Below are 24,331 nucleotides of genomic sequence, written 5' to 3' on the forward strand. Positions count from 1 at the left end.
CGGAAGTTGAGGCAACATTGTGATGGACCACGCTATTTTCGTTTCTGACGGGGCACTTGTCCGTCAGGAGATTTCGCTGCCCGAGCTTTCTCCCCTTGAAGTCCTGATCGATGTGCAGGCCTCAGGCGTGAACCGTCCCGATCTTCTCCAGCGGGCGGGTCTCTATCCTCCGCCAGAGGGTGCGCCCCAGTCGCTCGGCCTCGAGGTCGCCGGCACTATCCGGGCCGTGGGGTCCGAAGTCACCCGCTTTGCCGAGGGCGACCGGGTCATGGCGCTCCTCCCCGGCGGCGGTTACGCGAGCGCGGCCATTGCAGACGAGGGATCGGTCATGACGATGCCCGAGCCGCTCAGCTTCGCGGAAGCCGCCGCCATGCCTGAGACGGCTTTTACGGTTTGGGCGAATGTCTTTGAGGATGGCCGTCTGTCGAAAGGCGAGCGTCTGTTCGTTCACGGCGCGACCTCAGGAATCGGCACCATGGCTGCGGGCATCGCTTCTGCCCTTGGCCACGAGGTCTTCGGCACTGCAGGCTCTTCGGAGAAGGCCGAAGCCGCCGAAGCGCTGGGGTTCACCAATGTCTGGAACTATCGCGAGGAAGACTGGTCCGCAGCGATGCGGAGCGAAGGCGGCTGCGATGTCGTGCTCGACATGGTGGGCGGTGACTATGTCCCGAGGAACCTCGCCATGCTGCGCGATGGCGGTCGTCATGTCTCGATTGCCTTCCTTGGCGGTATGACGGGCGAGTTCCCCATTATGGACGTAATGCGCCGGCGGCTCACGATCACCGGCTCCACCCTCCGGGCGCGCTCGGCGGCGGAGAAAGCCCGCCTCCGCGGAGAAGTCGAAGGCAATCTGTTCCCGCTGGTCATGGCGGGCAAGCTGAAGCCCCAAATCGGCCTCGAAGTTGCACTGGCAGAGGCCGAAGAAGCGCATCAGGCGATGCAGACGGGTAGCCTCGTTGGAAAGGCTGTTCTTCTTCGGGATTGACGCGGCGTGCTTCTGTATCTCTTTTCACGCGGCAAAGGTTCACGGGACGACCGGTAGCCTCTAAGGAACTGGGTCTCCAAACGATGTCAGGCGGGGTATCGATGCGCGCGTTCAAGACGCTTCTGATTTCAGTCGCAGCCCTTACGGCTAGCCAAGGGGCCATGGCCCAGAACATTGTCGGCACCGGCATCGCCGCGACGGTCAATGACACGCCTATCTCGACCTTCGACGTGCAGCAGCGCGTGCGCCTTCTTCTGGTGACGTCGGGTGGCCGCATGCCCGAAGGCGCCGAGCGTCAATTTCAGGAGCAGGCCCTTCGCGACCTCATCGAAGAAGAGCTGAAGCGCCAGGAAACGGCTTCGTTCGAGGTCAACGTCTCCGACGCCGAAGTGAACCAGGAACTCGCCCGAATCGCTGCTGGCGGTGGCGGCACGATCGAAAGCCTGACCCGCGATCTCGCGCAGGCTGGCATCGCCATCGAAAAGCTCCGCGACAAGATCCGCGTCGACAATGCCTGGCAGACCCTCGTCCGCGGCCGCTTTGGCAGCCGCGTCTCGATCACCGAGGGCGAAGTCGACACCATGCTCGACGACATGCGCGCGGAAACTCAGGCCGAGCAGTACCTGCTCTCCGAGATCTGCCTGCCAGTGGAGAGCGAAGAACAGAAAGACCGCATCTACTCGATCGGCATGCAGATGCTCGGTCAGATGCAGCAGGGCGTCCCCTTCCAGGCGCTCGCGCAGCAATTTTCCGTCTGCCCATCCGCTGCCCGCGGTGGTGACCTTGGCTGGATGCGCGCGCCGCAGCTGGCTGAGCCTGTCGCCGAAGTGGTGGAGCAGCTTGCCAACGGTAACGTGTCGACCCCGATCGAGGTCGAGGATGGCGAGATGATCAAGCTCGTCGCCATGCGCCAGAAACGCGCCGCGGCAGAGAAAGGCGACCCGTCCTACGAGCTCGCCTATGCCGCCGTTCCGAAGAGCGAGTACCCCCGCGAGGAAGCCGAGGAGCGCCTTGGCCAGCTCCCCGTCACCAATGCCTGCAACGCCGATGGTCTGAGTACGGATCTTGGCAAAGGCATCGGGGTCGAACTCCTCCCCATGATCCCGATCGCCCAGATCCGTCCTGACTTCCAGGACCAGGTCCTTGGCCTGCGCCGTGGTGATACCTCGGAGATGATGGAGAGCGGGCAGTACTATCACCGTGTCTATGTTTGCGAGATGGATGAAGGCCTCGGCCTTCCGCGCCGCCGTATGGTGGAGAGCCAGCTCGAAGCGGACCAGTTCAACCTCCTTGCGCGCCGCTACCTGCGTGACGTGGAGCGCGATGCGGACGTCGACATCCGCCTCTTTGAAGAAGCACCGGCGCAGGACTCCTGATGGCTGACGAGGCCGCTACCCTCCCCCTCGCTGTGAGCATGGGGGAGCCTGCGGGTATTGGCACTGAAGTGCTGCTCAAGTCTTATGCGCAGCTCTCGCAAGCCGGATCATCAGCCCCCGTCTTTTTCCTGATCGACGATCCCGCGCGGGTTGCGCGGATCGTACGGGAGATCCGTGCACCCTTCCGGGTGACGACGATTGAAGACCCTGCGGGCGCGCGGGATGCGTTCTCCCAAGGGCTGCCCGTGCTGCCTCTGCGCGGTATCGACCCTGCGTCTCTGGCCCATGTCACACCCGGCCAGCCCAGCGCAGCCACGGCAGCTGCGGTCACAGGATCGATCAGGCAGGCTGTTGAACTGGCGCTGGAAGGCTCCGCAGGCGGTGTCGTGACGCTGCCGATCCAGAAGTCGGTTCTCTCCGAAGCAGGCTTCCCTCACCCCGGGCATACGGAATTTCTCGGTGAGTTGACCGCTGAAGCCGATCTTCCGGCAGGAATGCCGAGGGGGCCGGTGATGATGCTGGCTGCAGGTGACTTCCGGACGGTGCCGGCGACGGTGCATCGGGCCCTCAAGGACGTGCCTGCGTCGCTCAAAGCCGATGAGCTTGTCCGCATCGGGACGATCGTCGCGCGCAGCCTGTCCTACGATTTCGGCATTCAGGCACCTCGCCTCGCCATCGCAGGGCTCAATCCTCATGCAGGCGAAGGCGGGCTCATGGGTATGGAAGAGCAGGAGACCATCGCCCCTGCCATCCAAGCCCTCCGTTCCCAGAACATTGATGCAACCGGACCGTGGCCCGCTGACACCATGTTCCACGCAGAGGCGCGTGCGCAGTACCACGCCGCCATCGCCATGTACCATGACCAGGCGCTGATCCCGATCAAGACCGTCGCCTTCCACGACGCGGTCAACGTCACCCTTGGTTTGCCCATCGTCCGTACAAGTCCCGATCACGGTACTGCGCTCCAGATCGCAGGAAAGGGCGTCGCCCGTGCGGACAGCACGTCGGCGGCGATCCTGATGGCAGCGCGCATGGCCTATTCGCGAGCCCTTCATGCTGGATGACCTGCCGCCCCTGCGCGAGACGATTGCCGAGCATGGCCTCGCCGCGAAGAAAGGGCTGGGCCAGCATTTCCTTCTCGATTTGAACCTGACACGGAAGATCGCTGGCTTCTGTGAGGCTGGTGAGGGTAACACGATCCTCGAGATTGGCCCTGGCCCCGGTGGCCTCACCCGCGCTCTCCTTGAGACGGGTGCGGATGTTTTTGCCATTGAGCGTGACCGGCGTATTGCCCCCGTGCTTGAAGAACTGGCGGACGCGACCGGGCGCCTCAAGTGGGAAGAGGCGGACGCTCTGAAGGCTGACGACCGGGCGCTGGTCGGTGACGATGTCGTGATCGCCTCGAACCTGCCCTACAACATCTCGACCGAGCTCTTGATCAAATGGCTGACCGTCGAGCCGCGCTTCTGGCGGCGGCTGGTGCTCATGTTCCAGAAGGAAGTCGGCGACCGGATCCTGGCTGAGCCCGGCAGCAAGACCTATGGCCGCCTATCGGTGATTGCGCAGGCGGCGAGTAAGCCTCGGCTCGGATTTCACCTGCCTGCACGGGCATTTACGCCGCCGCCCAAGGTCGACAGCTCGGTATTGATCTTCGAGAATGATGGCCGCCCTGAGAACCTCAAAGAGCTCGAGCGGGTGACCGAGGCAGCCTTTGGCCAGAGGCGGAAGATGCTGCGCCAGAGCCTCAAGAGTATCTTTTCCGGCGATGTCAGCGAAGTCCTAGAGCAGGAAGGCTTGAGCCCAACGGCCAGAGCGGAAATGCTCAGTGTCGAGAGCTATCGCGCGCTGGCGAAACGGCTCGCGGAGCGCTGATGGCAGCTGGCCTTCCCCGAGACACTGGAGAAGACCATGACCAAAGCCAAAACTGCCCTCACCGCCCTCCTCCTCAGCGCAGCCTTCGCCGCCCCTGTCCTTGCGCAACCCGCGCCGACTGCCGCCAGTAAGGCGGAAGTGCAGGACCACCGCGCCCACGACCTGATGGTCGCCATGATGTCGGAGATCCTCGACGTCTTCGCGCGCGCCGAGATCGACAATGAAGCGCTTCAGAAGAAGCTCCTCACCCGGATCGAAGCGGACATCGCTGGCTTTATCCGTACGCGTGAGAACGAGGCGTTCGAGATCGCGGCACCCGGCGCGCCTGCGCCAGCTGCGGCCAAAGGCCCTCGGTTCGCCACGGCTTCCCTGCCCCCCGCCGAAGGCGTGATAGGCAACGGACATGTGGTGACGATCAGCTATCTGACGACCGAGCAGTTCCTTGCCATTGAGCATGACAGGCTGATGCTCGCGGTTGCCGAAGGCCTGATGGACGCCGCGAAATCTGGCGCCCTCGATGAGGAGCCTGCCATGCGTGTTGCCGAAACCCTCGTCGCGATGATGAAGGCGGGGAACTGATCAGTCTTGAGGCGGATCGCTTGCGTGTTCCGCCTCGGGTGAGGACGCTTGGTGCCCGAGGAAGTAGAGCCCCGGTACCGAGCCTATCATAGCGGCGACTCCGAACACGACCCAAAGCGGCGCATAGCGGACGAAGAAGAACCAGAAGAGGGCGCACACTGCGCCAGCCGCGCAGATAGCAACCTTCAAACCGACCGGCAGCGTTCCGTCTTCCCACGAGAAAGCTACGGCTGTCGAGAAAACGACCCATTGAACGACGCCAAGGTACATGAATGCGCGGACGATCTTCGCGATCGTCCGCATACGCTTACTCGACCCCGAGCTTCTGCTTGAGGATGGCGTTGACGGCCTGCGGGTTCGCCTTGCCGCCGGTCTCTTTCATCACCTGGCCGACGAACCAGCCGAGCGCTTTCGGCTTGTCCTTGACCTTGGCAACCTGGTCCGGGTTCTCCGCGATGACCTTGTCGGCCGCCGCTTCGAGGGCACCGGTGTCGGTGACCTGCTTCAGGCCACGGGCTTCGACGATGTCTTTGGGATCCTTGCCAGCGTCTTCGTCGAGCATGAACTCGAAGATCTGCTTGGCGATCTTGCCGGAGATGGTCTTGTCCTGGATCAGGTCGATCAGGCTACCGAGCTGCGATGCGGAGATCGGCGACTCGGTGATCTCCTTGCCTTCTTTATTCAGCAGGCCGAAGAGTTCCGTCGTCACCCAACTCGACGCGAGTTTGCCGTCGCGGCCCTTGGCGACGTCTTCGAAGTAGATCGACTTGTCCTTGTCCGCGACGAGCACGGCTGCGTCGTAGGAGGACAGTCCGTATTCCGAGACGAACCGATGCTTCTTGGCGTCGGGAAGCTCTGGCAAGCTCGCGCGGATCTCCTCGACATATTCGTCGGTGAAGGTCAGCGGTAGAAGGTCAGGATCGGGGAAGTACCTGTAATCATGCGCGTCTTCTTTCGAGCGCATGGTCTTGGTCTCGCCGGTCTTCACGTCGAAGAGGCGGGTCTCCTGATCGATCTCGCCACCTGCTTCGAGGACCTGGATCTGGCGGCGTGCTTCATAGTCGACAACCTGGCGGACGAAGCGGATCGAGTTGACGTTCTTCGTTTCCGTCCGTGTGCCGAGGAAGGAGAAGTCGCCTGTCTCGACGAACTTGGCGTAGTTGCCCGCCCGGCAGACCGAGACGTTGACGTCGGCGCGCATCGAGCCCTGGTCCATATTGCCGTCGCAGGTGCCAAGATACCGCACGATCGTCCGCAGCTTGGAGAAGTAGGCCGACGCCTCCTCCGCCGAACGCATCTCGGGCTTGGAGACGATCTCCATCAGCGCGACGCCCGAGCGGTTGAGGTCCACATGGCTCTCGCGCGGCGCGAGGTCGTGTACGGACTTGCCCGCATCCTGTTCAAGGTGCAAGCGCTCGATACCGACGGTGATCGTGCGCTCAGCATCCAGCTCGACCTCGATCTCGCCTTCGCCGACGATCGGGTCCTTGTACTGAGAAATCTGGTAGCCTTGGGGAAGGTCCGGGTAGAAATAGTTCTTCCGGTCGAACCGCGACCATGTGTGGATCTTGGCGTTGAGACCGAGGCCCGTCTTGATGGCCTGCTCCACGCAGAACTTGTTGATGACCGGCAGCATGCCCGGCATCGCCGCGTCGACGAGCGACACGTTCTCGTTCGGGCCAGCGCCGTAGGTGGCGGGCGCGCCGGAGAAGAGCTTGGAGTTCGAGGCGACCTGGGCGTGGACTTCGAGGCCGATCACGACTTCCCAGTCGCCGGTTTCGCCGCGGAGGAGGTTTCTGTTCTCGGTCATCTTACGTCCACCATTCCGTCGGCTGAGCATCGAAGCCTAGGGCCTCTTCAAGGGCCCGGGCGCCGCGGAGCATCGTCTCTTCACCAAAGGCCGGGGCGAGGAGCTGAAGCCCCAGAGGGAGGCCCTGCGCGTCAAGGCCTGCAGGCACCGAGATGCCCGGAATGCCTGCGAGATTCGCGGTCACGGTGAAGACGTCGTTGAGATACATCTCGATCGGATCAGCCGACTTCTCGCCAAAGCCGAAAGCAGCGCCCGGCGAGGACGGCGTGAGGAGGAGGTCCACGGATTTGAAGACTTCTGCCAGCTCGTCGGCGATCTTCTTCCGCACACGTTGCGCGCGGAGATAGTAGGCGTCGTAATAGCCTGCCGAGAGCACATAGGTGCCGATCATCAGCCTGCGCTGCACTTCCTTGCCGAAGCCTTCTGCGCGGGTCTTCATGTACATCTCGTGGATGTTATCGTCATGGACGCGCAGGCCGTACTTCACGCCGTCATAGCGGGCGAGGTTCGAGGACGCCTCAGCGGGCGCGACGATGTAGTACACCGGCAGGGCGTATTTCGTCAGCGGGAGGGAGACCTCCACGACTTCGGCGCCCTGGTCGCGGAGGAGCTGTGCGCCCTTCTCCCAGACCGCGTCGATCTCTTCGTTCATGCCGTCGAGGCGGTATTCCTTCGGTATACCGATCTTCATGCCCTTGACGCCGCCTTCGAGGGCTTTCTCGTAGTCAGGGACCGGGCGGTTGATGGAGGTGGAGTCCTTCGGATCATGGCTGGCCATCGAGCTCAGCATGATCGCGCCGTCGCGCACGTCGCGGGTAATCGGGCCTGCCTGATCGAGGGAGCTGGCGAACGCCACGATGCCCCAGCGGGAGCAGCGGCCATAGGTGGGCTTAATCCCGACGGTCGCCGTAAGAGACGCAGGCTGACGGATCGAGCCGCCGGTGTCGGTCGCAGTCGCAGCTGCGCAGAGCCTTGCGGAGACAGCTGAGGACGAGCCGCCGGAGCTACCGCCCGGGGTGAGCTTGGTCTCTTCGTTTCCGCGGCGCCACGGGTTCACCACCGGGCCGTAATAGGAAGTCTCGTTGGACGAGCCCATGGCGAACTCGTCGAGGTTCAGCTTGCCGAGGAACACGCCGCCATCGTCCAGCAGGTTCTGGCTGACGGTCGATTCGTAGGGCGGGACGAAGCCGTCGAGGATGTGGCTCGCGGCGTTTGTCTCGATGTCCTTTGTGCAGAAGAGGTCTTTGATGCCAAGCGGAATGCCCTCGAGCGGTCGGGCCTCGCCCTTGGCGATGCGTTCGTCGGAAGCCTTGGCCTGGCTCTTCGCAAGGTCCGGCGTCATGCGGACATAGGCGTTGAGGTCCGTGGCGGCTTCGGCACGGGAGAGATAGGCGTCGGTGACTTCGGCGGCGGAGAAGTCTTTCGCCGCATAGCCGTCGCGCAGTTCGGCGATCGTCTTTTTCGTCAGGTCGGTCATTATTCCACCACCTTCGGCACGACGAAGAAGTGATCTTCCGTCTTCGGAGCGTTGCGGGTGACGTTCTCAGGCTGGCCGCCGCCGGTGTACCCTTCCGCGCAGACATCGTCGCGCATCGGCAGGCTCACATCGACGGACGAGGTCATGGCCTCGACGCCATCGACATCGACCTCCTGCAGCTGTTCGATCCAGCTCAGGATGCCGTTCAGTTCATTCTTGAGGTGCGGGACGTCGTCGTCAGAGATGGCGATGCGCGCCAGCTTCGCGACTTTCTTCACGTCGGAATCGGAAAGGCTCATGGGAGCTGTCGCTACCGCAGTGCGGCAAGAAGGGGAAGAGGCTCCAGGGCGTGCAGCGCAATTTGGCCGGTGCCGCCTCCCTCTCCCATCGGGAGAGGGACCGAGGGTGAGGGTATTTGGCGCTCAGCGTAGAACGCCCTCGCCCGAAATCCCAGATTTCGACCTCTCCCGGTGGGAGAGGTAAAGCGCTTCACTACAGCGTCCCGCGCTTCAGCCTCCGGATCACGGTCTCGGGCTTGGCGAGGCTGTGGTCAGTGTTGAGGAAGGAGAAGGCCGCGACGGCGAAGTCCTGCCCTGCGCGCTCACGCGCCACGTCGAGGAAGTCCTGATTGCTCCGCTTGGTTGCTGCAAAGGCGAGGTAGAAGGCCTGCACCGACATCTCGGCCTTGCGTGCAGCGGCCAGCGTCACGACCGCGCCGCAGCCATAGCCTTTGACCCGGCTGTCCTCCGCGATGAGAGGTCCGCGCGACATTGACGACCGGCAGCGTGCCTCCTGCTCTCGTGCGAGAGCGGCCGGGTCGCCGCCGCAAACGTCTCCGCAGGCGATGAGGGCCTCGACCGCCATCGCTTCGGCGAAACCCTCGTGGAGGAAACGGGTCTCCGAAGGCTGTCCCGTCCGGTACTGCCAGACATGGGCGAGCTCGTGGGCAAGGTTCCTGGCGATGAGGTCTCGCATGTCGGCGTCGGGCGTGGTCCAGTCCCCGCGGAAGCGGATGGTCGCCTTCTCGGGACCCGCATCGGCGTCGAGGACTCTGAGGCCCTCAATCGGCGTCTCCCGGTCATAATCCAGCGTCAGGAACGGCACCCGCGGCAGGTCGAGCACCTGCGCAAGGCTCTCCGCCTGCACGGCAACCTGCCGTTCGATCCACTCCGGCACCTCTTCGGCGCTTGCATTCGGCGCGAAGGCAGTCAGAAGGGCGGCCATGGCGAAGACCATTAACGCACTAAAAGACGTTCCCGGCCCTCTGTTCGGCCTCGATATTGGTACCAAAACCATAGGTCTGGCTGTCTCCGATCCGGCCCAGAGCTTGGCGACGCCGCTCGAGACGATCAAGCGGACGAAGTTCCAGCCTGATGCGAAGGCTATCCTCGATCTTGCTGAAGCGCGCAACGTAACGGCCTTTGTCCTCGGTCTGCCGCTCAACATGGACGGGACGCCCGGCCCGAGAGCGCAAGCGACCAAGGGCTTTGCGAGCCACTTCAAGAAGCTCACCGAGCTCCCCATCGTCTTCTGGGACGAGCGTCTTTCTACCGCCGCCGCGGAGCGTGAACTCATCGGCCTTGACGTCTCCCGCGCGAAACGGGCAGCGGTCATCGACAGCCACGCCGCGAGTTTCATCCTGCAAGGTGCGCTCGACCGGCTCAAAAGTCTGAGGTCTGAAGACGCATGAAGCATCTCACCGATATTGGCGCCCTCTCCGATCAGGAGATCACCAGCATCCTCTCCCGCGCCCTCGCCTACGATGAGGCGGTCGAGAAGAGAGAAGACATCGGCGCGCCGCTGGCCGGGCGGATCCAGTTCAATCTCTTCTACGAGAACTCGACACGCACCTCCCTCTCCTTCGACCTCGCGGGCCGGAAGATGGGCCTCGAGGTGGTCAACGTCCCAGTGGCGGCTTCGTCAATCCACAAGGGCGAATCGCTTCGCGACACGGTGCTGACCCTCTGTGCGCAGGGCGCCGACGCGATGGTCCTCAGGGCCTCGGGTGCAGGAAGCATCGACGCGGCCAAGTCGGCCATCAAATCGGCAGGCTTCGAGACCCGGGTTATCAATGCTGGCGAAGGTGCCTTCGGCCATCCGACCCAAGCGCTTCTGGACGCCGCAACGCTCCTCAAGGCTCATCACCGCAAGGCTGAGGAAGGCCTGGACGGCCTCACCATCTCGATCATCGGCGACCTCAGCCATAGCCGCGTGGCGGCGTCCTGCTCCAAGCTTTTCGCCCGGATGGGCGCGACGGTCAGGCTCTGCGCACCAGAAGACCTCCTCCCTGTCTGGAAGAGCGAAGACGCCGCAATGGTCACCACTTCCCGCGACGAGGCCATCAAGGATGCCGACGTGGTCATGGCCCTGCGTATTCAGACCGAGCGCTTCGGCGATGAGCTTCCCCTCGACCCTCAGGTTTACCGCAGCGACTACGGCCTCTCGATGGAGGCCCTCAGCTTTGCCAAGCCTGCCGCCTTCGTCATGCACCCGGGGCCGATGAACAGGGGCGTCGAGATCGACAATGACGTGGCGGACGACCAGTCCATTTCCCTCATCCTGCAGCAGGTCGCGATGGGCGTGCCCCTGCGCATGGCCGTTCTGGCGGAGCTTTTCGACCTATGACCATCCTGCTCGTTGCGATCGGTGCTTATCTTCTGGGCTCGATCCCGTTCGGCCTCTTCCTGACGCGAATGGCCGGGCTCGGTGACATCAGGGAGATCGGCTCGGGCAATATCGGGGCGACCAATGTCCTCCGCACCGGGAGGAAAGACCTCGCGCTGGCCACCCTCCTAGGCGACAGCGGCAAGGGTGCGGTTGCTGTCGTAATCGCGCGGCTGATCGGTGAGAACGACCCGGTCTTCGCTGCCGTCGCAGGCGCTGCCGCGTTCCTCGGCCACTGCTTCCCGATCTACCTCAAGTTCAAGGGCGGTAAGGGCGTCGCCACCTATATCGGCACCATTCTCGCCATGTGGCCCCTCGGCCTCGTTGCAGCAGGCGTCATCTGGCTCGCCATGGCGGCGATCTTCCGGTTCTCATCATTGGCTGCCCTCGTGATGGCAGCGGCCATGCCGTTCGTGTTTCTAGGCTCGGGCCGCTTCGTCCTCTTCGCGGGCGTCTTCGCGATGAGCCTGATGATCTTCTACCGCCACAAGGCCAACATCATGCGGCTCATGGACGGGACGGAGCCGAAAATTGGTAAGAAATAGCGACGGGGGACGGAATCGCAGGGAAGCGGCAGGTTGCCACTTGCTTAACGAACGATTCTGCCTTCATGTGCGCTGCAGCATCAATTGGACCGATCGAGGAGAATAAGATCCATGAGCGCCGATAAAGTCCTAAAAATGATCCGCGATGAGGATGTCGAGTTCGTCGACCTTCGCTTCACCGACCCTCGCGGCAAGTGGCAGCACGTGACCTTCGACCAGTCCATGGTGGACGAAGACTTCTTCAAAGATGGCTCCATGTTCGACGGCTCGTCGATCGCTGGCTGGAAAGCCATCAACGAGAGCGACATGGTCCTCATGCCGGACACGGAGACGGCGACTGTCGATCCGTTCTTCGCGGCGAAGACCGTCTCGCTCTTCTGCGATGTGCTCGAGCCCTCGATGCAGCCCTACAACCGCGATCCGCGCACGACGGCGAAAGCGGCAGAGGCCTACCTCAAGGAAACCGGCGTCGGTGACACCGCCTATTTCGGTCCGGAAGCTGAGTTCTTCGTCTTCGACGATGTCCGTATCTCGACGAGCCAGGACCACATTGGCTTCATGATCGACAACACCGAAGGCCCCTACAATATGGATGCGGAGTTCGAGGGCGGGAACCTCGGCCACCGTCCGCGGGCCAAGGGCGGCTACTTCCCCGTCCCGCCGGTCGACTCCGAGCAGGACATGCGCTCCGAAATGCTGCGCTACATGCGCAACATGGGCATCTCCCCTGAGAAGCATCACCACGAGGTCGCGCCGTCGCAGCACGAGCTCGGCATGAAGTTCAGCACGCTGACCGACATGGCCGACCAGATGCAGATCTACAAATATGTCGTGACTCAGGTCGCTCACAGCTTCGGCAAGACGGCAACCTTCATGCCCAAGCCGGTCTACAACGACAATGGCTCCGGCATGCACGTCCACCAGTCGATCTGGAACAATGGCGAGCCGGCCTTCGCCGGTGATCAGTATGCGGGCCTTTCGGAGACCTGCCTTTACTACATTGGCGGCATCATCAAGCACGCGAAATCCATCAACGCCTTCGCGAACGCCTCGACCAACAGCTACAAGCGCCTGGTCCCTGGCTTCGAAGCGCCGGTGCTTCTCGCTTACGCATCGCGCAACCGCTCGGCATCGATCCGTGTGCCGCACGTCGCCTCGCGCAACGCCAAGCGTATCGAGACGCGCTTCCCGGATGCAGCGGGCAACCCCTACTACACCTTCGCAGCACTCCTGATGGCTGGCCTCGATGGCATCGCCAACAAGATCCATCCGGGCGAGGCTGCAGACGAAGACCTCTACGCAATGAGCGAAGCGGAGCAGAAGGACATCCCGACGATTTCCCGCTCGCTCCAGCAGGCCCTCGAAAGCCTCGACGAAGACCGCGCCTTCCTCACCAAGGGCGGCGTCTTCAACGACGACCAGATCGACGGCTATATCGAGCTCAAGATGGAAGAAGTGCAGCGCTACAATTCGATGCCGCACCCGGTCGAGTTCGACATGTACTACTCGGTCTGACCCGACCATCAGCCCAAAGAAAAAGGCGCCTCTCGAGGCGCCTTTTTTGTTTTGTGGTCTGAGGGCGCGTCAGCCCTGGCCCTTTCAGGCGGCTTCGTCGATCACTTGGTTCCGGCCGTTCTGCTTGGCTCGGTAGAGCGCTTCGTCAGCACGCTTCAGGATCGTCGCGAGGTTGTCGCTTCTGTCGAGGCTCGCGACGCCAATCGACACAGTGACGTCCAGGGTCTGCCCATCGGACAGCTTCACGGTGACGGAGTTCACTGCACGCAGGACCCGGTCGGCGATATCGTGCGCTGACTCCTTTGGCGTACGGGGCATCAGGATCGCGAATTCCTCGCCACCCGTGCGGCACGCAAGATCCGATCCGCGTACAGAGGTCGTGAGGCGCGCAGAGACTTCCTTGAGGACAAGGTCGCCCGCGTCATGGCCATAGGTGTCGTTGACCATCTTGAAATGGTCGATATCCACCATCAGCGCGGCCAGCGGCTCTTCGGTGGTATGCGCTTCTTCAATCAGGCGGGTGCCCTGGTTCGAAAGGAAGCGGCGGTTGTAGAGGCCCGTGAGCTGATCAATGATCGCCATTTCCATGGTCTGATCGAAGCTGGCGCGGAGCTGCTCGAGATAGCGCATCCGCCTGATCTGTGTACGGACACGGGCAGCCAGTTCCTGCGCATCGATCGGCGTCATCAGGTAATCCGAGACACCCAGATCGAGGGCGCGAACGAGCTGACGCGTCTCATCCTTCGACGCAATGGCGAGGATCGGCGCCATGCGGGTCGTGTCGAATGCACGGATGCCGGAGCAGAGCCTCAGCGGGTCATAGCTCTCCATGCCGAGATCGATGAAGACGAGGTCCGGCTCGCCGCGGCGGATGGCTTCGAGCGCCATGCGTGCATCGTTCTCATAGACCACCGAGATATGCTTCGGCATATGCTCAGAGCCCTGATCGATCGCTGGTATCGAGTCTTCGTCGGTGACAACCAGGATCGTCGCCTGCTTTTCGTCAAAGGCGGAAAGGTCAGCCTTGGAGAGGACGCCCATCCGCGCGCCTGCCGCATGGCGGTGGCGCAGCTCGTCGGTCATCTGCTTGAACCGGGTCAGCGACCGGACACGGGCAAAAAGCGCGATGTCTTGCACAGGCTTGGTCAGGAAGTCGTCGGCACCCGCCTGAAGGCCAGCGACACGGTCCGCCTGCTGATCGAGCGCTGTCACCATCACCACAGGGATGTGCCAGGTCTCGTCATTGGCTTTGAGGATCTTGCAGGTCTCAAAACCATCGAGGCCAGGCATCATGACGTCGAGAAGAACGATGTCGGGCTGATGCTCGATCGCGAGGTCGATCGCTTCCTGCCCGGAAAGGGCAGTCATGACTTCAAAATACTCGGCGCGGAGCTTGGCCTCGAGCAGTTTCACATTCGGCTCAAGGTCGTCCACGACCAATACGCGGGCCGTCATAGCATGTCCTCGTCGCGAAATTCGCGACTCGTAACCTACGCTAAAACCCTTTTCACTTTCTCAAGAAACTCCGTCACGGAGATGGGCTTCGCGAGATAGTCATCACATCCCGCGGCGCGGATACGCTCCTCGTCCTCGCGCATGGCGAAGGCGGTCACCGCGATCACGGGGATCTCGCGGGTTGTCTCGTCGGCCTTGATCTCGCGGGTCACGTCGAGGCCGGACTTTTCGGGGAGCTGGATGTCCATAAGGATCAGGTCAGGCTGTTCGGCCTTGGCGATGCCAAAGGCGGCGTTGCCGTCGCCGGTACCGACGATCTGATAGCCCTGCACCTCGAGAAGGTCGTGGAAGAGCTTCATGTTGAGCTCATTATCCTCGACGATCAGGATCTTCTTCGCTGCGTTATCCATTACCTTGCGACCATCCTCTCGGCGCTTACGAAGGCGCCCGTGGTGCTCCATGGTTAATGCCCCTATGAGCTTGCCTTTGAATGGTCGACCTTAATCACACGTTGACGCCGCCTGATGGCAGTTCTCCGCCCCGGCTCTGCCGTGGGTGCGGAGAGCCCTTGCCTAAAGGGGTTCAGACCCATTGTCAGGGCTTCGGCGTCATCGAGCATGAGGAGCTTGAGACGCTTTCGATCGCTCATGTCGACTGCGATGCGTTCTTCGCCTCGGTGGAAAAGCGCGACAATCCTGAGCTCAAGCACCTTCCCGTCATCGTCGGGGGCGGTGACAGGGGCGTGGTCGCTGCGGCCTGCTATGTCGCGCGGACCTACGGCATCCGCTCGGCCATGCCGTCGTTTCAGGCGCGGAGGCTCTGCCCGCACCTTGTAGCGGTGAAGCCGAGGTTCGAGGCCTATGCCGAGGCATCCCGAAAGGTCCGGGACGCGATGGAGGCCCTGACCCCGCTGGTGCAGCCGGTGTCCATCGACGAGGCGTTCCTCGACCTCTCAGGCACCCATCGCCTGCACGGCAGGTCGCCTGCTGCCTCGCTCATCGGGCTCCAGCGCCAGATCGAGCGCGAGGTGGGCGTGACGGTCTCGGTGGGCCTCAGCCACAACAAGTCCCTCGCCAAGATGGCGTCCGACCTCGACAAACCGCGAGGTTTCGCGGTGATCGGTGAGGAGGAGACCCTGCGTTTCCTCGCGGACAAGCCCGTCACCTTCATCCACGGTGTGGGCAAAAGCTTCGCAGCGAAGCTGAACCGCGACGGGATAGAGACCATCGGCGATGTCCAGAAGCTGACCTTGCGTGACCTTGTGGACCGCTATGGGGAGGGCGGCCTGCGCCTCCACGCGAGGGCGATGGGCCGGGACCCGCGCCCTGTTCGGGTGGAGCGTGAGGTGAAATCGATCTCTGGCGAGACGACTTTCTCAGATGACCTCCGGGATCAGGCGGCCCTGGAGGACAAGCTCTGGGGGATGTGCCGAAAGGTCAGCCAGCGCGCCAAGGACAAGGGCTATGCCGGCCTCGTCGTGACCCTCAAACTCAAGACCTCGACCTTCCGCAGCTTCACCCGGCGCAAGACCCTCGGCATCGCAACGAACCTGGCCGAAGTGCTGTTCGAAGAAGGCCGGGCGCTTCTGCGTGAGGAGCTGAAAGGCGGGTCGCGGACCGCGTACCGGCTGATCGGAATAGGCATCTCGGACCTTGTCGCTGCGGACGGCGCGCGCATGGACCTTGCCTATCCTGAGGAACACGAGAAACTGGAGCGTCGCGAGAGTGCCGTAGACGCGCTCCGGGCGAAGTTCGGCGCCGACGTGATCGGCACCATGCGTGACAGGAGGACGACGAAGAGATGACCAAGATCGAGGAAAAACTCGCCGAGCAGGGCTACACCCTTCCCGATGCTGCGGCGCCGATCGGCAGCTATCTCCCTTACTCCAAGTCGCGGAACCTCCTCTTCATCTCCGGCCAGCTGCCCTTCAGGGACGGCGAAGTCATCAAGGGCCGGCTTGGCGATAATATGACCACGGTGGAAGGCGCGAAGGCTGCTGCGGCCTGTGCCGTGGGGATCGTGGCTCAGATCAAGGCTGCGCTGAACGGTGATTTCGGACGCATACGGGATATCGTGAAGCTTGAAGGCTTCGTCGCGGCGACGCCTGATTTCGAGGAGCATCCGAAGGTCATCAACGGCGCGTCGGACCTGATGGCGGAGCTGTTCTGCGGCCGGGGCACCCACTGCCGCACGGCGGTGGGCGTCAGCTCCCTACCCTTGGGCGCCGCTGTCGAGATCGCCGCTATCGTCTCCATCGATTAGCGCCAGGATCTCTCTGGTTGCGGCGACAGAGGGGTCTTCCGAACCAATCAGTTCAGGGAGCAACCGGCGGAAGGCTGAGATCTGCTTTCTGCGTTCGTCATCATCGTGGAACAGTCGGGTGACGTCTGCGCAGAGCTGCGCAGGCATGCAGTCGTCCTGCAGCCGCTCGGGGATGATCTCTTGCTTGGCGGCGACGTTCAGCACCGTGACGTAAGGCGTGGTGATGACCCGCTTTGCCCAATAGGCCACGACAGGCCCGACCTTATAGGCGACGACCATTGGTGTGCCGGTCAGTGCGAGTTCTGTCGTCACCGTGCCAGAAGCCGCAAGTGCGACGTCACCTGCGTCAAAGGCATCGAAACGCTCCGTGGGCGGAACGATGATGATGTCACCTTCCCATTTTGAAGCTTCTTCCTTGACCTTAGCCTCGACGCTGGCCGCCGTGATGACTGCGATCCTGAGGCCCGGTGTCTTGGCACGAACTTCGTCGAGGATCTCGGCGAAGACCGGGAGCAGCCGCTTCACCTCGCCCTGACGACTGCCAGGGAGGAGAAGGAGGAGCGGCGCGTCTCCGATGCCGTAGCGCGCACGGAAGCCGGGTCCGGATCGCGGGGTGCTGGCTGCTGCTTGGAAGTTCGGATTGCCGACGAACACGGCCTTGCCGCCATGTTGCTCGAACCACTGCGGCTCGAACGGCAGGAGGCAGAGGAGGAGGTCGAACATCTCCGCCGCGACCTTGGCCCGCTCCGGCCGTGAGGCCCAGACCTGTGGTACAGCGAGCTTAACGAGCTTCGTGTGCGGAGAATGCCGCTTGATCTCCTTGGCTACGATCTTGGAGAAGGCCCAGCTGTCGATGAGGACAGCCACGTCGGGCTGCTCCTTCTTCGCCATCAGGCCGATGCGGTTGGCGAGCTTTTTTGCGCGGGGAAGAGCTGCGATGGCGTCCACCGGACCCATCACTGCGAGACTGTCCGTGGACACCGGATCAACAAGGCCTGCAGCCTTCATCGCCTCCCCGCCACCGCCGACGAACCGCAGGCCGTCGCGCGCGGCGCCGAGCGCCTTCATCAGGCTTGCGCCCATCGCGTCGCCCGATGGTTCGGCTGCAGTGAGGAGGATGGTCGTCATGCGCCGCCTGCCTCGTCCGGGGTGAAGCCGTAGACAAAGATCCCGGCGTTGCGCGCAGCGTCTTCAACCGCCGCACGGTCAACGATCAGCGCGCGCCCTGCTCCGACAGCGATGCCTGCGAGGCCCGCGGCGGCAGCCTTCTCAACCGTCCTGACACCGATGGTCGGCAGGTCGACGCGGAGCTCCTGCCCCGGCTTTGGCGTTTTGACGAGGACACCGATCTTTATCCCCTCCTGTCCTGGCTCAAAACCCTTCAGGTCATCAGGTAGCGCAGCGCACCGGTCGAGCATGGCGTCGGTGCCCTCGGCGGCCTCGACCGCGAGGACGAAGCCCCGGCGAACCACAACGCCCTGCGCAACATCGAAGGGCCCTAACGCTTCCACCAGCGCCACGCCCTTGGAGATGTCAGCCATATCTTCGGTGGAAGGCTTTTGCTCCGTGAGCGGACCAGCGCCGATCTTGAGATTGCCCGCTGCCTCCTCTGCCCCGATGACGCGGAAACCCTCGGCCTCAAAGGTCTCAACGATGACGTCGAGGATCGCGCCATCGCCTTTCCGGGCGGCTGAGACGACTTTCGGCAGCAGCTTCGCGCCGCGCCAGTCGGGCCGCAACTTGGCGAAGTTGGGACGCTGGACCTGGCCCGCGAAGCAGACCGCGTCGCAGTCTTCAGCCTTGAGGCGTTTCAGGATCGCGCCAAACTCGGCAATGGAAAGGTCAGCGCCGGGGAATGCGCCAAGCGCATCGTCCGCAGACAGACGAATGACAAAGGGCTCCTGCCCCTTCGCCTTCTCCGCTTCGGCGATCCTCAAGGGGAGCGTGCCGCCGCCTGCGATGATCCCCAGGCGGCGCCAGCCGGTCAGTTCGCTGGCAGGCACAGGGTCCTGTCCCGCGAAGCGCGCATGAACTCAACGATCTCCATCACCTCCGGCACATCGCCATAGGTCTCGGCGCAGTCGTCGATCCGTTCCTTCAGTGTACCCTCAGGCGCGAACAGCATCCGGTACGCCGCGCGGATGGCGTGGATGGTCTTGCGGTCCATCTTGCGCCGCTTCATCCCGACAAGGTTCAGGCCCTCGAGCTTCGCGCGGTTGCCGATGACCGAACCGTAGGGGATCACGTCGCCGACGACGATCGCGCCGCCGCCTACGAAGGAGTAAGGGCCAATCGCCGTAAACTGATGAATTGCGACGAGGCCAGAGATGAAGACGCCATCACCGATGGTAATGTGCCCTGCCAGCGTCGCGTTGTTCGCCATGATGATACTGTTGCCGAGCACGCAGTCATGGGCGACGTGCGCGCCTACCATGAAGAGGCAGTCGTCACCGACCACGGTCTTCTCAATCCCCTGCACCGTGCCAGGGTTCATGGTTACATGCTCGCGAATCTGGTTGCGCTTGCCGACCTCGAGGGTCGTGGGCTCTCCCGCATAGGCGAGGTGCTGGGGCGGCGTGCCGAGCACTGCGAAGGGATAGACTTCGGTCTCCTCACCCACCGTCGTGCGGCCCAGAACGACCGAGTGCGGATGAAGTTTGACGCGGTCACCGATCTTCGCATCGGGGCCAACGTGGACGAAGGGGCCGATCTCGACGCCTTCACCGATTTCGGCGCCGTCTTCGACAATGGCGCGTGGATGGATTCCGCTCATTTGGGCCTCGTCAGCATGGCTTTGAATTCAGCTTCAGCGACGGTCTTGCCGTCGACTTTCGCCTCGCCTGAGTATTTCCAGACTGGCGGCCGGCGGGTCTCGATCTTGACGTGCAGCTCAAGCACGTCGCCGGGCACCACAGGCTTCCTGAACTTCACCTTGTCCATGCCCATGAAGAGAACGACCTGGCCTTCCGTATCAACATTCTCGGAATAGGCCGTGTACGCAGCAGCCGCCTGAGCCATGGCCTCGCAGATCAGGACGCCGGGCATGACGGGCATTTCGGGGAAGTGGCCCTGGAAGTATTCCTCGTTGGCCGTGACGTTCTTGATGCCGATCGCGCCGCCTTCCTTCCGGATCTGGACGATCTTGTCGATCATCAGGAACGGGTAGCGGTGGGGCAGGATGCCCTTGATCCCCGCAAGGTCGAGGTCGGGGAGAAATTCGTCCGTATCGCTCATTTTTTTCCGCCTGCTAACCGGCCGAGTGCGGCCGTTTCCTTCATCCATTGCCGCATCGGCTTAGCAGGCGTGCCGCCCACCTTGCCGCCCGGCTCCACGTCCTTCATCAGGCCGGATTTGGCCGCGATCACCGCGCCATCGCCGATGTTGAGGTGATCGGCCATGCCGACCTGGCCGCCCATCATGACAAAGTCGCCGATGATGCAGGAGCCTGAAATCCCGGTCTGGCTGGCGACGAGAACGCCGCGGCCGAGCCTGCAATTGTGCGCGATCTGGCAGAGATTATCGATCTTGCTCATCGCGCCGATGACCGTGTCGCCAAGGGCGCCGCGATCCACGGTGGTCTGAGCACCGATGTCGACTTCATCTGCGAGCCGCACCGCCCCGAGCTGGGGAACGGCAACGGGGCCGGTCTCGCCAGCGGTATAGCCAAAGCCTGCCTCACCGATGACAGCGCCAGCAAGGATGCGGCAGTTCTTCCCGATTTCTGCGTGAGCGATGGAAGCGCCAGCGGCGACGTAGGTCCCTTCGCCGAGGATCACGCCATGGCCGATGACGGCGTTAGGGCCAATGATGACCCCCTCGCCGATCTCCGCACCCGGGCCGATGACGGCAGTTTCGTGCACTTTTGCGGTCCGAGCGATCGTGGGCGCATCGCCCTCTTCAGCCGTCTCGCTGCGGCTCGCGAAGAGTGCCGCGGCGATCTTGGAGAAGGCGAGCTTCGGGGACTTGGCCTCAAGGACGATCGCAATGCCTTCAGGAGCTTCGCCGCCGCGGCCTTCCGGTACGATAATGGCTTCAGCGGCAGCGATCTCGCCCTTGAGCTTTTCGGAGAAGATCAGCGCGCCCTCACCGCCTTTGCCTGCCTCGGCGACGGTGGAGATGGCACCGCCTGCGCCGCGCACGATGGCAGCACTGCCGATCTCAGCGGCTCTTTCCGCGGTGAAAGGGCCTCGAAACGCGAAGAAGCGGGAATCAGGAAACGCCATGGCATTGCCTTAAACGAAAAAAGGCGGACGTCACGCGCCCGCCTTCGTATTTGTGATGATCCTCGGCTCGCTTACTGCTGAGCGGGAGCGGCCTCGCCGAGCTGGGCTTGGGCTGCAGCCTGTTGCTGCTGCTGGGCTGCGGCTGCTGCGGCGATCAGGTCAGGCTTATTGACCTGGATGCGCTGCACGACCTTGTCGAGCTGGGCGATGACTTCGTCGGTGATGTCACCGCGGTCGTCAGCGGCGAGGACAGCCTGCTTCTCGAGGAGGACGTAGCCCTTGCGCTTCTTGAAGACGGCCTCGGAAATCGGCTCCCACTGCTCACGCAGTTCCTGGATGGCGGTACCGCGCGCCTGGGTCATCTCGGCTTCGCGGATCTGCTTGAGCTTCTCGAGGCTCTGGGCCGCTGCGAGGATGGTCTGGTAGCGCTGCTGGAACTCTTCGTCCGTCAGGTCACCGCGCTCGTCGCGCAGCTTGATGCTCTCGGCTTCGATGGCTGACTGCTGCTGCTTGATCTTCACGGCGATCTCTTCGGTCATGACGCGAAGCTGGCTGTCGATCGACTGGCCGGCCTGGCTCTCGCTGACGACCCGCTGCTGGTCGAGGAAGAGGATGTTGCCGCGCTGGGCGAAGGCCGCGCTGCTGGCGAAGGTCGCTGCCGCGAGAATGAGTGCAGCCGTGATCTTGAAGAGGTTGGTCATTGTTTCCCGTACCCTGAGTGTGATCCTGTTCGCTTGCCCGATCGCGCCGAGGAAATCCACGGCGCGAAGGCTGAAACTTCGGTAGGCCCTTCGCCTAGAAGCGGCTGCCCGCCGAGAAACGGAAGCTCTGCGGCCGGTCGTAATCCTGCACCACGAAGGCTTCGGAGAGGTCGATCTGGATCGGGCCAAAGGGCGAGTTCCAGTTGATCGAGAGACCTGCCGTTACACGTGGGTCGAAGCCGTTTTGAAGCGGGTCGTCGAGCTGCAGCGTGTTGAAGGCCTGGCCTTCCTCATTGATCGTGTAGACGAGAACGCCTTCGGTGTTGGTGAGCGGCTCGCCTGCATCATCGAGAACGACATCATAGAATTCTTCGTTGAAGAATGGATCCGTCCCGAGCGCACCTCCGGGGAGGCTGTCAGGCCCGAAGAAGTTTCCTCGGTCGGATTCCACGTTGAAAAGCTCGTCGTCGATGTCATTGGTCAGGCCGACCCAACCACCGTCAACGAAGAGCGACGCCCTGATCCCGTAGCTTGGAGGTAGCGGAAGCGGCAGAAGGATCTCCCCCGTACCGATTGCATAGGCGCGCGCACCGATCGACTGGCCACGGCCCCGGAACCTGCCGGTCGCAAGGCTGCCGAACAGGCGCGGACCCACACCAGCCACGTCGAAGCCACGGAAGCCGCGGTTGCCACCGAGGAAGAACCGGTCGTTCAGCCTGACGCCGTCATCGTTGAAGCTGTCGATGTAGCCGCCATTGAACTTGATCGAGCCGATCAGGTTGTACGGCAGGCGCCTATAGACGCCTGACCGCAGGGTGCTGCGGTGGAAATTCACGTCGCCACCGACACCTGCAAAGGCCTGCGAGAGGCTGAGGTTGAAGCCCGAAGACGGCACGATCGGGTCGTTCGTCTTGTCCATGTTGAACGTGTAGCCGAGCTGCGAGGTGAGGAACTCGCCGTTCCGGTCACAGTTCAGGTTCCGCTGCTGGGACTCGAGGTTGCACTGGTCGGTGCGGATGAAGCCCTGCTGCTCAACGGCGCCAGCATCGTCGAGGATCAGGTCGCGGATGATCTCGAAGTCCGTGCCATCGACGAGGAACTCGTCAATCGGCACGTCCACGACGACCTGGTTCCCCTCGTCATCAAGCTCCGTGCCCTGAAATTCAGGGGTCTCACCATCGTCTGCAAACATGTTGAAGGGGATGGTCTGGGTCAGCTCGAGATTATCGAAACGCAGGCCGTAGTTCAGGAGCAGCGAAGAATACTCGGACGCCGGGAAGCCGACGTTGAAGTTGGCGCCAATGCTCTCCGAGACGAAGCCAGCTTCCTCGAAGTCGGTCTTGTTGAGGAACAGCGACGCACCAGCGCGGAGCGGCCGGTTGAGGAAATAGCGCTCAGTGATCGAGAGCTGCGCCTGGGTGGTCCGCTGGGCGGCCTGGAGGTTCAGGAGGACGTACTGGCCACGGCCAAGAAGGTTTGCCTGCTCCACCGAGACGTTGAAGATGAAGTTGTCGTTCGAGCTGACGCCGCCGCCAATCTGGAAGCTACCGGTCGGCTGCTCGACCACGTTCACATCGAGGATCGTGCGGTCAGGCGCAGAGCCCGGCTGCTCTTCCACCGTGACTTCAGAGAAGTAGCCAAGGCCCTTCACCCGGCGCTCTGAACGGTCGATCAGCACACGGTTGAAGGCGTCGCCCTCCACGATCCGCATCTCGCGGCGGATTACGTGGTCGAGGGTTTGGATATTGCCGTTAATGTTGATCTCTTCGACATAGACCCTCGGGCCCTCGTTCACGTCGAAGGTCACATCGACGGTGCGGGTCTCAGGGTTCCTGTCGAGGCGAGGACGGACATCGACAAATGCGTAGCCTGCGAAACCTGCCGCGAAGGTCAGCGATTCCTCAGACTTCTCCAGAAGCTCCGAGTTGAAGGTCGTCCCGGTACGGATCGGTACGCGCGAGCGGAGCGCCCGGCCCGGCAGCTTCGAGAGCGTCGTGTTCACGTCGACATTGCCGAACGTGTATTTCGGGCCCTCTTCCACCGTGAAGGTGATGATGAAGGCTTCCTTGTTGGGCGTCAGCTCAGCGACTGCGGAGACCGTCGTGAAGTCGGCGTAGCCGTTCTTCGAATAGTACTCGCGCAGGAGCTGGCGGTCATATTCGAGGCGGTCGGGATCGTAGTTGTCGTTGGACTCAAAGAAGTTCCACCACTTCGACTTGGCCGTCAGGATCGCGCCGCGCAGCTCAGCATCGGAGAAGGCTTCATTGCCGATGAAGTTGATGGCCTTCACGCCCGTGCGGGGGCCTTCGTCGATGTCGAAGACGACGTCGACGCGGTTCTGCTCGAGGCGCTTGATCTTCGGCGTCACGGTGGCGCCGAAGCGGCCTGCCCGGCGGTAGACTTCGATGATCCGCTGGGCGTCAGCCTGCGCCTTGGCGCGGGTATAGACGGCGCGCGGCTCCAGCTGAATTTCTTCTTCGAACTTGTCCGAATCCGTGCGGCGGTTGCCGAGGAAGACCACGCGGTTGACGATCGGGTTCTCGACCACCTCGACCTCAAGCACACCTCTGCGCGGATCAAAGACGACGCTGGCATCTTCGAAGAGGCCGGTGGCGAAAAGGGACTTCAACGCATTGTCGATCTCGAGAGAGCCAACCTGCATCCCCGGCTCGACGGGCAGATAGGAACGCACCGTGCCCGCTTCGATCCTCTGGTTGCCCGAAACCTCGATCGTCCTGACGACGAGGGAGTAGTTCTCGTTCACCTGGGTCGGGCCCTGCACCCGGGGCTGCTGCGCGGCAGCCATGCCGAGCGAGCCGATGGCGGCGAGGGACAGGAGGGTTAGGGTTTTGAACGGACGTTGCATC

At 62.8% G+C, this 24,331-nt stretch carries 25 protein-coding genes; 11 read left to right on the plus strand and 14 right to left on the minus strand.

All coding sequences use genetic code 11. The features are described from left to right. Positions 1-22 precede the first annotated feature (22 nt). The 5 genes from HK107_RS10080 to HK107_RS10100 all read left to right on the plus strand — a co-directional run bounded on the left by HK107_RS10080 (position 23) and on the right by HK107_RS10100 (position 4,812). A complete protein-coding gene (locus HK107_RS10080; RefSeq protein WP_173199352.1) occupies positions 23-985 on the plus strand; it encodes an NAD(P)H-quinone oxidoreductase in 963 nt (320 codons plus the stop codon). 101 nt (positions 986-1,086) lie between these two features. After that, the gene (locus HK107_RS10085) at positions 1,087-2,361 is read left to right on the plus strand and encodes a peptidylprolyl isomerase (RefSeq protein ID WP_269815628.1); all 1,275 of its coding nucleotides are present in this window, start codon (positions 1,087-1,089) and stop codon (positions 2,359-2,361) included. After that, positions 2,361-3,425: a 4-hydroxythreonine-4-phosphate dehydrogenase PdxA gene (gene pdxA / locus HK107_RS10090; protein ID WP_173199356.1), complete on the plus strand. Its 1,065-nt coding sequence runs from the start codon at positions 2,361-2,363 to the stop codon at positions 3,423-3,425. Before HK107_RS10085 ends, pdxA begins: the two co-directional genes overlap by 1 nt. Continuing rightward, on the plus strand, positions 3,415-4,233 hold the full coding sequence (gene rsmA / locus HK107_RS10095; RefSeq protein WP_173199358.1) for a 16S rRNA (adenine(1518)-N(6)/adenine(1519)-N(6))-dimethyltransferase RsmA: 819 nt from the start codon (positions 3,415-3,417) through the stop codon (positions 4,231-4,233). Before pdxA ends, rsmA begins: the two co-directional genes overlap by 11 nt. Positions 4,234-4,269: 36 nt before the next feature. Beyond that, entirely contained in the window at positions 4,270-4,812 is a 543-nt protein-coding gene (locus HK107_RS10100) for a hypothetical protein (RefSeq protein ID WP_173199360.1), read from the plus strand. Here the strand turns inward: HK107_RS10100 and HK107_RS10105 are convergent, their stop codons facing one another. The 5 genes from HK107_RS10105 to HK107_RS10125 all read right to left on the minus strand — a co-directional run bounded on the left by HK107_RS10105 (position 4,813) and on the right by HK107_RS10125 (position 9,323). Beyond that, the gene (locus tag HK107_RS10105) at positions 4,813-5,115 is read right to left on the minus strand and encodes a hypothetical protein (protein WP_173199362.1); all 303 of its coding nucleotides are present in this window, start codon (positions 5,113-5,115) and stop codon (positions 4,813-4,815) included. It lies immediately after the preceding gene. 4 nt (positions 5,116-5,119) lie between these two features. After that, positions 5,120-6,622, minus strand: coding sequence for an Asp-tRNA(Asn)/Glu-tRNA(Gln) amidotransferase subunit GatB (gene gatB, locus HK107_RS10110; protein WP_173199364.1), 1,503 nt, complete (start codon positions 6,620-6,622; stop codon positions 5,120-5,122). 1 nt (position 6,623) lies between these two features. Further along, positions 6,624-8,099, minus strand: a complete 1,476-nt coding sequence (gene gatA, locus HK107_RS10115; protein WP_173199366.1) for an Asp-tRNA(Asn)/Glu-tRNA(Gln) amidotransferase subunit GatA — start codon at positions 8,097-8,099, stop codon at positions 6,624-6,626. Next, positions 8,099-8,398 (minus strand): Asp-tRNA(Asn)/Glu-tRNA(Gln) amidotransferase subunit GatC, encoded by a 300-nt coding sequence (gene gatC / locus HK107_RS10120; RefSeq protein ID WP_173199368.1) that lies wholly within the window; start codon positions 8,396-8,398, stop codon positions 8,099-8,101. The genes gatA and gatC overlap by 1 nt, the downstream gene beginning before the upstream one ends. A gap of 193 nt (positions 8,399-8,591) precedes the next feature. Next, positions 8,592-9,323: a hypothetical protein gene (locus tag HK107_RS10125; protein WP_173199370.1), complete on the minus strand. Its 732-nt coding sequence runs from the start codon at positions 9,321-9,323 to the stop codon at positions 8,592-8,594. Between HK107_RS10125 and ruvX the strand changes: the two genes are divergently transcribed. From ruvX to glnA, 4 genes are all read left to right on the plus strand, one after another. Then, the gene (gene ruvX, locus HK107_RS10130) at positions 9,322-9,789 is read left to right on the plus strand and encodes a Holliday junction resolvase RuvX (protein WP_173199371.1); all 468 of its coding nucleotides are present in this window, start codon (positions 9,322-9,324) and stop codon (positions 9,787-9,789) included. The genes HK107_RS10125 and ruvX overlap by 2 nt on opposite strands. Then, a complete protein-coding gene (locus tag HK107_RS10135) occupies positions 9,786-10,724 on the plus strand; it encodes an aspartate carbamoyltransferase catalytic subunit (protein ID WP_173199373.1) in 939 nt (312 codons plus the stop codon). Before ruvX ends, HK107_RS10135 begins: the two co-directional genes overlap by 4 nt. Next, entirely contained in the window at positions 10,721-11,308 is a 588-nt protein-coding gene (gene plsY, locus HK107_RS10140; protein WP_173199375.1) for a glycerol-3-phosphate 1-O-acyltransferase PlsY, read from the plus strand. Before HK107_RS10135 ends, plsY begins: the two co-directional genes overlap by 4 nt. 111 nt (positions 11,309-11,419) lie before the next feature. After that, positions 11,420-12,823, plus strand: coding sequence for a type I glutamate--ammonia ligase (gene glnA, locus HK107_RS10145; RefSeq protein WP_173199377.1), 1,404 nt, complete (start codon positions 11,420-11,422; stop codon positions 12,821-12,823). Between the two features lie 84 nt (positions 12,824-12,907). On the opposite strand, the gene HK107_RS10150 is transcribed toward glnA, so the two are convergent. After that, entirely contained in the window at positions 12,908-14,278 is a 1,371-nt protein-coding gene (locus tag HK107_RS10150; protein ID WP_173199379.1) for a PleD family two-component system response regulator, read from the minus strand. Between the two features lie 35 nt (positions 14,279-14,313). Beyond that, positions 14,314-14,688, minus strand: a complete 375-nt coding sequence (locus HK107_RS10155; protein WP_173199381.1) for a response regulator — start codon at positions 14,686-14,688, stop codon at positions 14,314-14,316. 80 nt (positions 14,689-14,768) lie between these two features. On the opposite strand from HK107_RS10155, the gene HK107_RS10160 reads away from it, so the two are divergent. After that, positions 14,769-16,082, plus strand: a complete 1,314-nt coding sequence (locus HK107_RS10160; protein ID WP_269815629.1) for a DNA polymerase IV — start codon at positions 14,769-14,771, stop codon at positions 16,080-16,082. Then, a complete protein-coding gene (locus tag HK107_RS10165) occupies positions 16,079-16,540 on the plus strand; it encodes a RidA family protein (RefSeq protein ID WP_173199385.1) in 462 nt (153 codons plus the stop codon). The genes HK107_RS10160 and HK107_RS10165 overlap by 4 nt, the downstream gene beginning before the upstream one ends. On the opposite strand, the gene lpxB is transcribed toward HK107_RS10165, so the two are convergent. The 7 genes from lpxB to bamA form a co-directional block, all read right to left on the minus strand. Next, positions 16,490-17,668, minus strand: coding sequence for a lipid-A-disaccharide synthase (gene lpxB / locus HK107_RS10170; RefSeq protein ID WP_173199387.1), 1,179 nt, complete (start codon positions 17,666-17,668; stop codon positions 16,490-16,492). The genes HK107_RS10165 and lpxB overlap by 51 nt on opposite strands. Continuing rightward, a complete protein-coding gene (locus tag HK107_RS10175; RefSeq protein ID WP_198912388.1) occupies positions 17,665-18,543 on the minus strand; it encodes an LpxI family protein in 879 nt (292 codons plus the stop codon). The genes lpxB and HK107_RS10175 overlap by 4 nt, the downstream gene beginning before the upstream one ends. Then, entirely contained in the window at positions 18,525-19,313 is a 789-nt protein-coding gene (gene lpxA, locus HK107_RS10180; protein WP_173199389.1) for an acyl-ACP--UDP-N-acetylglucosamine O-acyltransferase, read from the minus strand. The genes HK107_RS10175 and lpxA overlap by 19 nt, the downstream gene beginning before the upstream one ends. Then, complete coding sequence (fabZ, locus tag HK107_RS10185) at positions 19,310-19,774, minus strand: 3-hydroxyacyl-ACP dehydratase FabZ (RefSeq protein ID WP_173199392.1); 465 nt, start codon at positions 19,772-19,774, stop codon at positions 19,310-19,312. The genes lpxA and fabZ overlap by 4 nt, the downstream gene beginning before the upstream one ends. After that, positions 19,771-20,763 carry a UDP-3-O-(3-hydroxymyristoyl)glucosamine N-acyltransferase gene (gene lpxD, locus HK107_RS10190; RefSeq protein ID WP_173199394.1) on the minus strand — a complete coding sequence of 331 codons (993 nt, stop codon included), beginning with the start codon at positions 20,761-20,763 and terminating at the stop codon, positions 19,771-19,773. Before lpxD ends, fabZ begins: the two co-directional genes overlap by 4 nt. Positions 20,764-20,834: 71 nt before the next feature. Then, positions 20,835-21,464, minus strand: coding sequence for an OmpH family outer membrane protein (locus HK107_RS10195; protein WP_173199396.1), 630 nt, complete (start codon positions 21,462-21,464; stop codon positions 20,835-20,837). A gap of 94 nt (positions 21,465-21,558) precedes the next feature. Further along, positions 21,559-24,330: an outer membrane protein assembly factor BamA gene (bamA, locus tag HK107_RS10200; protein WP_233061463.1), complete on the minus strand. Its 2,772-nt coding sequence runs from the start codon at positions 24,328-24,330 to the stop codon at positions 21,559-21,561. Between the last annotated feature and the right edge of the window lies 1 nt (position 24,331).

Origin of the sequence: Parvularcula mediterranea (genome assembly GCF_013085255.1) — a bacterium.
GTDB classification, from domain to species: Bacteria; Pseudomonadota; Alphaproteobacteria; order Caulobacterales; family Parvularculaceae; genus Parvularcula; species Parvularcula mediterranea.

Coding starts and splice junctions, on each gene's coding strand:
- HK107_RS10080 (WP_173199352.1), top strand. CDS start 23: ATGGACCACGCTATTTTCGTTTCTGACGGGGCACTTGTCCGTCAGGAG.
- HK107_RS10085 (WP_269815628.1), top strand. CDS start 1,087: ATGCGCGCGTTCAAGACGCTTCTGATTTCAGTCGCAGCCCTTACGGCT.
- pdxA (WP_173199356.1), top strand. CDS start 2,361: ATGGCTGACGAGGCCGCTACCCTCCCCCTCGCTGTGAGCATGGGGGAG.
- rsmA (WP_173199358.1), top strand. CDS start 3,415: ATGCTGGATGACCTGCCGCCCCTGCGCGAGACGATTGCCGAGCATGGC.
- HK107_RS10100 (WP_173199360.1), top strand. CDS start 4,270: ATGACCAAAGCCAAAACTGCCCTCACCGCCCTCCTCCTCAGCGCAGCC.
- HK107_RS10105 (WP_173199362.1), bottom strand. CDS start 5,115: ATGCGGACGATCGCGAAGATCGTCCGCGCATTCATGTACCTTGGCGTC.
- gatB (WP_173199364.1), bottom strand. CDS start 6,622: ATGACCGAGAACAGAAACCTCCTCCGCGGCGAAACCGGCGACTGGGAA.
- gatA (WP_173199366.1), bottom strand. CDS start 8,099: ATGACCGACCTGACGAAAAAGACGATCGCCGAACTGCGCGACGGCTAT.
- gatC (WP_173199368.1), bottom strand. CDS start 8,398: ATGAGCCTTTCCGATTCCGACGTGAAGAAAGTCGCGAAGCTGGCGCGC.
- ruvX (WP_173199371.1), top strand. CDS start 9,322: ATGGCGAAGACCATTAACGCACTAAAAGACGTTCCCGGCCCTCTGTTC.
- HK107_RS10125 (WP_173199370.1), bottom strand. CDS start 9,323: ATGGCCGCCCTTCTGACTGCCTTCGCGCCGAATGCAAGCGCCGAAGAG.
- HK107_RS10135 (WP_173199373.1), top strand. CDS start 9,786: ATGAAGCATCTCACCGATATTGGCGCCCTCTCCGATCAGGAGATCACC.
- plsY (WP_173199375.1), top strand. CDS start 10,721: ATGACCATCCTGCTCGTTGCGATCGGTGCTTATCTTCTGGGCTCGATC.
- glnA (WP_173199377.1), top strand. CDS start 11,420: ATGAGCGCCGATAAAGTCCTAAAAATGATCCGCGATGAGGATGTCGAG.
- HK107_RS10150 (WP_173199379.1), bottom strand. CDS start 14,278: ATGACGGCCCGCGTATTGGTCGTGGACGACCTTGAGCCGAATGTGAAA.
- HK107_RS10155 (WP_173199381.1), bottom strand. CDS start 14,688: ATGGATAACGCAGCGAAGAAGATCCTGATCGTCGAGGATAATGAGCTC.
- HK107_RS10160 (WP_269815629.1), top strand. CDS start 14,769: ATGGTCGACCTTAATCACACGTTGACGCCGCCTGATGGCAGTTCTCCG.
- HK107_RS10165 (WP_173199385.1), top strand. CDS start 16,079: ATGACCAAGATCGAGGAAAAACTCGCCGAGCAGGGCTACACCCTTCCC.
- lpxB (WP_173199387.1), bottom strand. CDS start 17,668: ATGACGACCATCCTCCTCACTGCAGCCGAACCATCGGGCGACGCGATG.
- lpxA (WP_173199389.1), bottom strand. CDS start 19,313: ATGAGCGGAATCCATCCACGCGCCATTGTCGAAGACGGCGCCGAAATC.
- fabZ (WP_173199392.1), bottom strand. CDS start 19,774: ATGAGCGATACGGACGAATTTCTCCCCGACCTCGACCTTGCGGGGATC.
- lpxD (WP_173199394.1), bottom strand. CDS start 20,763: ATGGCGTTTCCTGATTCCCGCTTCTTCGCGTTTCGAGGCCCTTTCACC.
- HK107_RS10195 (WP_173199396.1), bottom strand. CDS start 21,464: ATGACCAACCTCTTCAAGATCACGGCTGCACTCATTCTCGCGGCAGCG.
- bamA (WP_233061463.1), bottom strand. CDS start 24,330: ATGCAACGTCCGTTCAAAACCCTAACCCTCCTGTCCCTCGCCGCCATC.